A 10,534-nucleotide genomic window follows, 5' to 3' on the forward strand; every position below is an offset into this window, starting at 1 on the left:
CGCCACGGCAATGATGCATGCGTGTCAGGTCAAGAGTGCAACACCGGATCGGTTTGGCAGCATTCCATGGAGTCGTCCGCCGACAGCGGAAAAGCCACTCGCAGGTCCCGGCGCAGCAGAACCCTAGAGCTGCGCCTCTACCGGCAGCAGACCTATCAACCACGCCATGAAGCGTTTGGATGCCGGAGCCTCCGGATCATGATCCCAGGTTCGGGATCCATCGTCCCACTCGAGCCCGTCAGGCATCTGCCTGACCTGCCAGGATTCATCGCCCTTGATCTCCATCGCGAACAGGCCGGCCAGCTCACTGGCCAGGGCGGAATCGGAAACCAGCACCCCCTGCTCGCTGTTAAGTGAGGTCGACCTTGGATCAAGGTTGTATGAGCCGACAAAGATCCGCGTGCTGTCGAAGATCGCGGCCTTGGTATGCAGGCTGGATCCCGAGGAACCCGACAGGCTGTAACCGCCGGGCTTTTTCCCGTCCGGCTTGAGCTCCCAGATCTGCACGCCGCCCTTGAGCAGATCAGGACGATATTTCTTGTAGCCGGCGTGCACCGCTGCCACGTCGTTGGCCGCCAGCGAGTTCGTGAGGATCTTCACTTGCGCACCACGCCGGGCGATTTTCACCAGCTCCAGAGTGCCCTGCTTGCCAGGAACAAAGTAGGGCGAGATCAGGCGCAGTTCACTCTGAACGGCGAGGAGTGCCGGCAGCAGGACAGCCAGCACGGCGGAGCGCTGACCGGGCTCGAGTTGTGCCTTGAGCGGATCGTCGCTGACGAACTGCCAGTCAGCAGTCCAGTTGAGCCGCGTTCCGTCACGAAGGATGTCCTGTACCGCCGGATTCTCGATGAGTACATTCTTGTATGGACTGGTCTTGAGCAGCTCCACGCTCTGGTCAAGTGATACCCGCAACCGCTTCAGCGCGGCAACATCGGTTCCGGAAGGATCGAGTTGTGCAACGGGATAGTTCGAAGGCGAATTCCAGAATCGATCGAAACTCGCGCTGACTTCGGGCACGATCGGCCCGGCCATGAAGAGATCCAGATCAACAAAGTTGGTCGCTTCGCTGGCACCAAAGTATTCATCGCCCAGATTGCGACCGCCGACCATCGCGATGCGGTTGTCGACGATCCAGCTCTTGTTGTGCATGCGGTGATTCAGTCGCTTGAACCCGGCTCCCATCTCGCCTGCCTTGCGCATTTTGCCGCTGCGACTGGCGAACGGATTGTACAGACGGACTTCGATCTCCGGATGCGCATCCAGTGCCGCGAAGCCGTTGCTCTTGGCGCGCGCATCAAGGTCGTCGACAAGAATGCGTACTCGCACACCTCGATCAGCCGCCGCCAGTGCATGCCGTGCCAGCAGCTTGCCAGTCAGATCGGCATGCCAGATATAGGTCTGGATATCGATGCTCTGCTGGGCCGCCCGGGAGCTGAATGCGCGCAGGGCGTAGGCCTCCGATCCGGTACTGACAAGACGAAAACCCGACTGCCCCTTGTGTCGGGCTTCAGCCGGAACGAGACGTTCGGCGATGGATCCCTGCATGGCCGGAGCCAGCGCAAGCTGCTCAGGCAAGTCGGCCCGCTGCGGAAGACGTGCACAAGACGCCACAAGCACAAGCAGCAGCAAGGCGAACAGTCTTTGCATCGGCAGAACCCCGGGAGTTCGAAACCGACTAGATACCATGCCAGCCTTCGAAACTACACATCACGGCGCCAGCTCACGGCGAACACTCAATGCGACATGCATGCCCGTCCTGACCGCCGGTACACGTCATCAAATATGCCGACTCGCAGGTTTCATCGAATTCGACGAATTCGATGTCGGCGCTCGACTTGATGAAGTTCCCCAGGCGATTGGCACTTTCCAGCGCACCCGCGCCGCTGAACCGGCGTTCGAATCGCTCTGCCTCGACATCCTCACGCGCCGGCAGCAGCACGCCTGTTTCATCGCGCGCCTGGAGGATGCCCATGTCTGCCGAGGTGAAGCGCATGCTGACCATGGCCTGGCGTTCCTCGGAAACGAAATCGACGATGAAATCATCCAGGGCGAAACGAGGGGCCAGCGGAATGTTTGCCGATGACGAACCATCGGCAACGCGCGCAAGACGAACCGGCGCCCACACATCGAAGATCAGGCTGGCGATGGGCGGATTGAGCTGACGCATGAGCTTCTCGTTGCTGATTACGCTGGCAGCGGCCGCTTCGAACGGTGGGTAGCTGCCTGCGGAGAACCGATCGAAGGCGATCCGATAGGGATCAAATGGTGCCTGCGGTGCTTCCAGTTGCTCGTTGACCAGGCTGATCGGCATCGCCACCTTTCCGGATTCGACGAAAGGAGGCGCGTTGCGATGCAGGTTGAGCATGGCGGCGAACGGTGGCGATAGCGCCGCATCAACCGGCAAGATCTCAAGCTGACGAATCCCCTGTGTCAGACATCCATCGACCGGGTTTTCAGGTTGTTCCGGCTCTTCCTCAACCGCACATCGCGGATCTTCGAATACCCTGAACTTGAGCAGGCGGGCCGCGTCCAGGTCGAAGAGGATGCGCACACCCAGGCCGGGCTCATCGAGCGCCGCCTGGCGCATCTGTGACTCGTCACACCCGCGACACTCGAAGAACGGTGCAGTGTCCTGGGCGTTCACGCCAGTCATGTTGAACACGGCAAGGACGCTCAGGAATCCGCACACCAACCGACAATTCGTCACGGCCAAAGACCTTGCTCAATCAGGACCTGCAACCCTAGCAATCCAGCATGCAGTGTCAATACAAGACAGCAACTTCGGCCCGACCATTGCCACGCTTGCCTGCGATGCACTCAAAAGGTCCAGGTCAGAGAACCCACCCAGCGGTTCTGGGCGGGCAATTCGAAAACGAAGCCGCTGGCGCCAGAGCCATAGGTGTAGGTCAGCCTGTCAGTCCAGATATGGCTGGCACTGAAATATGCGCGACCCAGCGAATAGTTCAAGCCGACACTGGCATAGCGGTAGTCGCCAGGCGTCGTTCCGGATGCCTGGGCAAAGCCGAGCCCCAGATCGAGGCTGAATCGTTCACCCAGCGATTGGCGCCAGGCCGTCTCCAGCCACAACCAGCTGCTATCCGGACTCAGTTCAGGCGCATAGGCATTGCCGACCTTTGGTGACCAGGCCAGGGATCCCAGCCAGCGTCCGCGATAGCTGATCGCAGCATTGATCTCGTCGTACTGCAAGCCCGTCCGATTGGACGCGCGCACGGTGTCGTAGTGGACGAATCCGAGTTTCGCGATCCAGTCCTCGCCGAGGCGCCAGCGTCGATCAAGGTAGAAGGTCAGCTGGATGTCCTCGGGCTGGCCGGGCAAACGGATGGAGTTGGCTCCGATACCGGCGATCCAGCGAGGTGAAAACTCGTAGTGGATATCGCCGTACCCGCTCCACTGTCCGTCACTGAGCGCGATGCCGCGATAGATGTTTTCCGAAGACGCCCCGATCGCACCACCCCACTGCCCCGCGTTCGCCGAAGGCATGGCCAGGCAACCCAGCAACAGGCCCCAAGAGGAAAAGCCGAACCGGAGCTGGCTCATGCAGGCAGACGGCGATGGCAACGGCGACTCGGCCAGTCCCCGGATGATTCGGGAGCCAGGGCGGAGCATCGGGGGTTGTATGCTGACCCGTGCAGCCGGGCCGAGCCTTCCGATGCAACCTTTTCGGTCCGTTGGCGGTACATAGGCTGGGTGAACCCGGATTCCATTACTGGAGTGTGCATGAACGAAGCCCTGCAAGGCCGGATGGAATCTGGCCGTGAATCGGACGAAGCGTGCGAGCGGCGCTGGATTCGTTCGATCGCCCAGGGCGACCGCAGCGCATTCGAACAACTGTACCTGAGTTATCACGCCCCACTGAATCGATTCCTGATGCACTCGACCGATCGTCGCGACCTCGTCGATGATGTCATCAACGAGACACTCTGGGCGGTGTGGCGCGGGGCATCCCGGTTCCGGGGTGATTCAAAACCCCGCACGTGGATCGTTTCGATAGCCTATCGCACACTGATGAAATTCCTGCGCGATCGACCGCCGGAGGAAAATCGAGGCGTGCGCGTCGCATTTGAAGGGGAAGTCCTGGGGGCCATCGCAGACGAAAGCTCCAGTCCGGAACACAGGGAACAACGCGACTGGCTGGGACATGGCCTGTCGCTACTTCCCGATGACCAGCGCAGGACGATCGAGCTTGCCTACCTGCTCGGCCAGTCCTGCGAGGAGATCGCCGAAATCATGGATTGCCCGATCGGTACCGTAAAGGCGCGCATGTTTCGTGCGCGCGTGCGGCTGCGCAACACCCTGCCCCGAATCGCCGGAGATATCGGTCCGGAAGCGTCAATGGAATCGTCATGAACCCAACCGAATCCATCCACCGGCAAACCTGGGACCTGATTCCCTGGATTATCAACCAGAGCGCCTCCGAGGAGGATCTGGAGGCTGCCAGCATCCATTTGCAGACCTGCCAGGACTGCCGCGAGGAATTCGCCTTGCAAAGCAGGATTCATGCACGAATGAACCATGACCCGATGGACGACAAGGACCGGGCAAGAGCATCGTTGCAGGGTCTGATGCATCGCATTGATACCGACATGGAACTCCCTGAACCCGTTTCAACCGTCTTCGGAGCTGGCGGGGAGGCTGCCGGCGCATCCAGAGGCAGGCGACGCCTGTTGGCCGGTCTCGCCGCGGCGGTCGTCATCCAGGCAATCGGCTTGATCGGGTTGGGCACGATCATCTTGCAGTCGAGAGCAACGACAGAACGCGCTGGCAACTATTCCACCTTGAGCGCCGAAGCGCCGCTGGCTCCAGGCGCGACTATCCGGCTGGTGCCGTCGCCGAATCTTTCCGTTGGCGGCTTGCAGCAGTTGCTGGATGAGGCAAACCTGCAAATCGTCGGCAGCCATCGCGGCGCGAGCATCCTTGCCCTCGCCCCAGACCAGAGCTCGGCCGATGGCGGAGTGAGCACGGACCTGGAGCACGACCGGCATACCCGAGAGGCCCTGCAACGCCTGCGCGGCAGCCCTGACATTCTCCTGGCCGAGCCGATACTTTCACAGGCCCGCGGCAGATGAGCGACTCACGCAACGCAGTAGATCCGGCCACCGGGCCGAGTGCGTCTTCCGAGAGGTTCTGCTGGTGCTTGCCAGCGCTGCTTTGCTGGCTGCTTTCGAGTGCCAGCAGTTTGCACGCAGAGGAACCTGCAACCGACGACGACCGGCGCATCATCGTTGCCATCGAAGAGCAGGCGGATCCCGCACCGATGATCGGGTCCTCGGCACGAGGCTATGGTGCGCTGCCAAACTACTCCGGCAGCGCAAGAACGCTGGCGGCATCCGCGCGACTGGCCCTCGATCATGACTTGAGTGAGGTCTCCGCTTGGACGATTGATCCACTGCGCGTGCGCTGCATGCTGTACGAAATTTCGCCGGGCAGCGAACGGGAGGATGTCCTTGCCAGATTGCGTCAGGATCGTCGGGTTCGCCTGGCACAGCCGCTGCAGGAATTCAGCACGTTTTCGAAGGCCGCCGGGGTATCGGCTGATTCCGGAAGAGACTCTCTGGAGACCCAGTTCAATGACCCGTATGTCGCGCTCCAGATTGGCTTTGATTCGATTGGCGCGGCAACCGCGCAACGCCTGGCGAATGGTGATGACATCCGTATCGCACTGATTGATACCAGCGTTGATGCCGCGCACCCTGATTTGCATGGGCGGATCGTCACGCAACGCGATTTCGTAGATCTGCCAACTCGGGAGCTGGACAGGCACGCTACCGAAGTTGCTGGCGTCATTGCAGCGGTGGCAAACAATGGAATCGGCATCGTCGGAGTATCGCCTGGCGTCACGATTTACTCCTACCGCGCGTGCTGGCCTGTCGATTCCGGCGGATCTGCGGCGCGCTGCAACAGTTTCACGCTTGCCCAGGCACTGGCTGCGGCCATCGATTCGGACGCGCAAATCATCAATCTGAGCCTGGGCGGTCCGCATGATCCGCTTCTGGAGCAGTTGCTGGATGTGGCCTTCAGCGATGGAATGATCGTGGTCGGAGCCACGCCGATTGGTGGCGTACCTGAAGGCTTCCCTTCGGGTGTAGCGGGCGTCATCGCTGTGCGATCGAGCACTGCGGATGTGCGGCTGGGTATGGGCGCCGCGCTGGCCGCGCCTGGCGAACAGATCCTGACCCTGGAACCGGGCGGCAGTTATGACTACGCCTCTGGAAGCTCACTGGCAACCGCGCATGTAACCGGCACGATAGCCCTGCTTCTGCAGCTCGTTCCAGGTCTGGATGCACCTGCGTTGTCAGAACTGCTTGGCAGGACCTCAAAAGAAGGGCCCGGCCTGATTGATGCCTGTGCCGCCGTGCACGCCGTTCGTCGCGCTCAAGGCAGCTGCATCGAACAGCTCTCCGGTCTCTCTTCCGGCATTCACTGACGCGGCTTGCCGGTTCGGCCGACTCGGAGCATGACGTAGTTCGCGCAACTGGAACTTCTTCATCGCGCCGGCAATGCGAATCCCGTCTTGGCGCATTGCACCCGAGGCAAACGGGTGGATTGCGTGGACGTTCTGGCGGCGGTGGTGCGCAAGGCGCAGCAGACTGCAATATCGCCGCGCCTTCAGGTGGGCCGACGGGCTGCTAGAATAGGCAGTGAAGTCCCGACCCGTAGCCAGGCCCCGGATTGGTTCAAGCCTGATTGAAACCCCGTTCCTGCGATGTATCGCAGCAACGCGATTTTCTTCTCGATCCGGCTGCCACCTTCGCACTCGTTTGCCTTTTGACTGTCGACTCATCCGTTCCTGGCAACTCCGGCCAATGCCAGCCTCTCGCGGATTGATCTTGCAGCCGACACTCCATGCATCCATACAGGAGCAATTCCATGAAGCCATCCCACCTCACAACGACCATTGCGGCCACGCTGGCAGCACTTGCACTGACGGCCTGCTCCAGGCCGGAAGCCCCTGTGCCCAGCTCCGATGCCGGGTCTGCGCCAGTAGCGGAGGTTTCGCCCAAGGCCGAGGCTTCAATCGACTCGGCACCCGCCTATCCGACACATGTCTATTTCGGTGACACGCATCTGCATACGGCACTGTCCATGGATGCCGGCGCGTCGGGAACGAAGCTGATGCCAGCCGACGCCTATCGATTCGCCAAGGGTGAGGCCGTTACCAGCGCCAGCCTGCAACAGGCCCAGCTGTCGCGGCCGCTTGATTTCCTTGTTGTCGCCGACCATTCCGACCAGATGGGGCTGATCACCGACCTCAAGGCGGGCAAACCGGAACTGCTGGCCAACCCGGTCGCCAAGGGATGGTATGACTTGATGAAAGAGGGCAAGGAACAGGAAGTGACGATCGACATCATCACAACCTTCGCCCAAGGCAAGTTCCCTAAGGAAATCATGTACAACCCGGGCTCGCCCGGATTCGTCTCGACCTGGCACACCATCGTAAAGGCGGCCGAGGATGCCAACGAACCCGGCAAGTTCACGGCCTTCATCGGCTACGAATGGACCTCACTGGTCAACGGCGCCAACATGCATCGCAACGTGATTTTCCGTGGCAACGGCGATAAGGCACGCCAGGCCGAACCGTTCACCAACTACCCGCCCGGCAGCTCCAATCCACGTGACTTGTGGAAATGGATGGACGCCTACGAAACCAAGACCGGCGACCAGGTGCTGGCCATCGCGCACAACGGCAACCTGAGCAACGGCATCATGTTTCCGGTGGACAAATCCTATGATGGCCAGCCAGTGGACAGTGCCTACGCCAAGACGCGCGCGGACCGTGAGCGCATCTACGAAGTGACACAGATGAAGGGGGATAGTGAAACTCACCCATTCCTGTCGCCGAACGACGAGCTTGCCGATTTCGAAAACTGGGACAAGGGCAACCTGGATCTGACGGCTGCCAAGAAGACCGAAATGCTGGAATTCGAATACGTGCGTTCGGCACTCAAGAACGGCCTGAAGCTGGAGGCCAAGCTCGGCACCAATCCCTACAAGTTCGGCCAGATCGGCAACACCGACTCGCACACAGGCCTTGCAACAGCCGATGACGACAACTTCTGGGGCAAGCTCGCAACCGGAGAACCATCGCCTGAACGCACCAGCCATGCGTTTGTGAAGACACCCATCGACACGATCATGAGCTGGGAAGAAGTCGCATCCGGCTATGCCGCCATCTGGGCGACCGAGAATACGCGTGAAGCATTGTTCGACGCCATGCAGAGAAAGGAAGTCTATGCAACCACTGGGCCGCGCATGACCGTTCGCTTCTTTGGTGGCTGGGATTACAACGCCGAGGACGCCAAAGGCGACATCGCCGAAGCGGGCTACGCCAAGGGCGTGCCGATGGGCGGCGATCTCAGCGCGATGGAATCGGGCAAGTCACCTACCTTTCTCATTGCAGTATCCAAGGATCCGGACGGCGCAAATCTCGATCGTGCCCAGATCGTAAAGGGCTGGGTCGATGCCAACGGTGAAACCCGGGAGAAGATCTACGAGGCTGCATGGGCTGGTGATCGGCAGGTGAATGCCGAAGGCAAGCTGCCGCCGTTGGGCGACACGGTTGACGTGGCCAATGCGACCTACACCAACACGATCGGTACGGCCGAATTCGTGAAGATGTGGAAAGACCCCGAATTCGATCCGACCCAGCGTGCGTTCTATTATCTGCGTGTCGTCGAAATCCCGACACCACGCTGGACTGCGTATGACGCTGCGCGCTACAAGCTGGACCTGCCCAAGGAAGTACCGATGCTGACCCAGGAGCGTGCCTACTCCTCGCCGATCTGGTACACCCCAGGCATCTGATCGCATGGGCCAAGGGACGCGCATGCGGTCGTCCCGCCAGCCCAGGTGCGTCGTGGTCAGCACTGATCACGACGCACCTGGCATCGGACTCCCGGATGACGAGGCAAAGTCAGGTGGCTCGAACCGAGCACACGGATTGCGCGCTGCAGGCGTTCAGTCGACCCGACCCGATCCTTCTTCCTTGCCGGGTACACGGATCTTCATGATCTTCTCGATGGTATCGGCAATGCGACGTCTGTATTCGGTGGTCACGACAACCGGCGCAGCTTTGACCGCAACGTATTTTGGCGCCAGCGAAGTGCTGGCCGACGCGGATACGGCTGGCGCCGCAAAAATATCGGTACGGTTCGTGGCGCCTCCGGTCCCGGATCGCGAATAGAACGGAACGAACACCGAGCCGCTGCTGGCCAGACCCTGATAGTCACCCAGGAAGTAGCCTGTGGTTTGGCCCCATGTGGCCAGTGGCGCCAGGCTCAGATCGAAAGGACCCGCAACCTGTGACTCATTCCATGTCTGCGCATCGGCCGACTGACTCAACCAGAGGCTGGCCAGCAAGGTGCTGTTGTCGGACGTGTTGCTGCGAAAGTCATAGTAGGTGACACCAATGGTGCCGTCGGCAAGCACGCTGATCGCTGGCAAAAATGCCGAGACTGCCGCACTACTGTTGATTCGCACTGGCGCGGACCAGGTCAATCCGCCGTCTTCCGACCTCGAAAGTGCGATGCCATCGCGCGCGCCCCCACTGAAGCGCGAATCCTGCCAGACCACGTAAAGGTCTCCGTTCGGCGCCACCACTGCCGAGGGCACCAGGCCACCATCGCGCACGCGCAAGCCGGTTTCAGGATCCATTGTGCCGACGGTCAACTGGCTGGCGATGCGTGTCGAGGTTGACCAACTCGCGCCCTTGTCAGTCGAACGAATGACGTCCAGATAGGCTGAGGTTCCACCGTTCGCTGCTGCATCGATGCGAGTAAAGATGTCGACCAGCGTACCGTTCGGAAGTACCGCGATCAGGTTGCCAATCGTCTGGTTGTTCTGTCCCGGATCAAAGATCGGGCGCGCAGCTTCCCAGGTATCACCCCCATCGACCGTACGGGCGAACCAGGTCGGCCCGAAGTTGGTGGTGGAGATTCGATCCCATATTGCGTAGACGAAGCGTGAATCAATAGGGTCCGCCGTGATCGTCTGCTTGTCATGGAACACGTCACTCGATTCGCGCACGAGGGTTGTCGGCGCACTCCAGCTTGATCCGGAGTCCGTCGAGCGACTGACCAGCACTGAAGTATCCGAACCGCTCGACAGCGCTGCGCCGTTGAACGCGATGGCAATTGCGTAGGCCGTGCCATCCGGAGAAACCGTCACCCACGGATCGCTGCTGCGCTCATAGTCTCCGCCATTCGTCGCGGTACCTCCCGCGCATCTCGAGAATGCGGGCGTGCTGCGGGCCCAGGTTTGTCCGCCGTCACTCGAGACTGCGACTACGAGGCCGCGCGCGCCACCACTGGACCAGCGATCCTGCTGCCATGCTCCGAAAAATCGCTGGGGGTCGCCGGGATCCACTGCAAAGTGCGGCTCCACTTCGGCATTTGCATAGACGTTTCCACCAATGGCCACCCCCTCACAATTTGCTGTGAACGGGGAATCCGATGAAGCCCGGTATTCCGGATCAAGCGTTGGTGTGGGTGTGGGTGTAGGCGGTGGCGGATCAGGG

8 protein-coding genes are annotated in these 10,534 nt (G+C 60.7%); 4 read left to right on the forward strand and 4 right to left on the reverse strand.

The annotated features are described in order from the left end of the window. Positions 1-123 precede the first annotated feature (123 nt). The 3 genes from WBP53_RS13505 to WBP53_RS13515 all read right to left on the reverse strand — a co-directional run bounded on the left by WBP53_RS13505 (position 124) and on the right by WBP53_RS13515 (position 3,558). The gene (locus tag WBP53_RS13505) at positions 124-1,647 is read right to left on the reverse strand and encodes a phospholipase D family protein (protein WP_423929770.1); all 1,524 of its coding nucleotides are present in this window, start codon (positions 1,645-1,647) and stop codon (positions 124-126) included. Positions 1,648-1,720: 73 nt separating this feature from the next. Then, entirely contained in the window at positions 1,721-2,689 is a 969-nt protein-coding gene (locus WBP53_RS13510) for a hypothetical protein (protein ID WP_423929772.1), read from the reverse strand. Positions 2,690-2,817: 128 nt separating this feature from the next. Beyond that, positions 2,818-3,558 (reverse strand): hypothetical protein, encoded by a 741-nt coding sequence (locus WBP53_RS13515; protein ID WP_423929774.1) that lies wholly within the window; start codon positions 3,556-3,558, stop codon positions 2,818-2,820. A 180-nt stretch (positions 3,559-3,738) separates the two neighbouring features. On the opposite strand from WBP53_RS13515, the gene WBP53_RS13520 reads away from it, so the two are divergent. The 4 genes from WBP53_RS13520 (at position 3,739) to WBP53_RS13535 (ending at position 8,823) form a co-directional block, all read left to right on the forward strand. Then, on the forward strand, positions 3,739-4,368 hold the full coding sequence (locus tag WBP53_RS13520) for an RNA polymerase sigma factor (protein ID WP_423929776.1): 630 nt from the start codon (positions 3,739-3,741) through the stop codon (positions 4,366-4,368). Beyond that, complete coding sequence (locus WBP53_RS13525) at positions 4,365-5,087, forward strand: hypothetical protein (RefSeq protein ID WP_423929778.1); 723 nt, start codon at positions 4,365-4,367, stop codon at positions 5,085-5,087. The genes WBP53_RS13520 and WBP53_RS13525 overlap by 4 nt, the downstream gene beginning before the upstream one ends. Further along, a complete protein-coding gene (locus tag WBP53_RS13530) occupies positions 5,084-6,445 on the forward strand; it encodes a S8 family peptidase (RefSeq protein ID WP_423929780.1) in 1,362 nt (453 codons plus the stop codon). The genes WBP53_RS13525 and WBP53_RS13530 overlap by 4 nt, the downstream gene beginning before the upstream one ends. A gap of 443 nt (positions 6,446-6,888) precedes the next feature. Further along, complete coding sequence (locus tag WBP53_RS13535) at positions 6,889-8,823, forward strand: DUF3604 domain-containing protein (RefSeq protein WP_423929782.1); 1,935 nt, start codon at positions 6,889-6,891, stop codon at positions 8,821-8,823. A gap of 153 nt (positions 8,824-8,976) precedes the next feature. On the opposite strand, the gene WBP53_RS13540 is transcribed toward WBP53_RS13535, so the two are convergent. Beyond that, positions 8,977-10,534, reverse strand: a 1,558-nt coding sequence (locus tag WBP53_RS13540; RefSeq protein WP_423929784.1) for a sialidase family protein, incomplete at its 5' end; no start/stop codon positions are given.

The sequence above is a fragment of the Dokdonella sp. genome (genome assembly GCF_049593775.1).
Lineage (GTDB): Bacteria > Pseudomonadota > Gammaproteobacteria > Xanthomonadales > Rhodanobacteraceae > Dokdonella.

Coding starts and splice junctions, on each gene's coding strand:
- WBP53_RS13515 (WP_423929774.1), bottom strand. CDS start 3,558: ATGAGCCAGCTCCGGTTCGGCTTTTCCTCTTGGGGCCTGTTGCTGGGT.
- WBP53_RS13520 (WP_423929776.1), top strand. CDS start 3,739: ATGAACGAAGCCCTGCAAGGCCGGATGGAATCTGGCCGTGAATCGGAC.
- WBP53_RS13535 (WP_423929782.1), top strand. CDS start 6,889: ATGAAGCCATCCCACCTCACAACGACCATTGCGGCCACGCTGGCAGCA.
- WBP53_RS13505 (WP_423929770.1), bottom strand. CDS start 1,647: ATGCAAAGACTGTTCGCCTTGCTGCTGCTTGTGCTTGTGGCGTCTTGT.
- WBP53_RS13530 (WP_423929780.1), top strand. CDS start 5,084: ATGAGCGACTCACGCAACGCAGTAGATCCGGCCACCGGGCCGAGTGCG.
- WBP53_RS13525 (WP_423929778.1), top strand. CDS start 4,365: ATGAACCCAACCGAATCCATCCACCGGCAAACCTGGGACCTGATTCCC.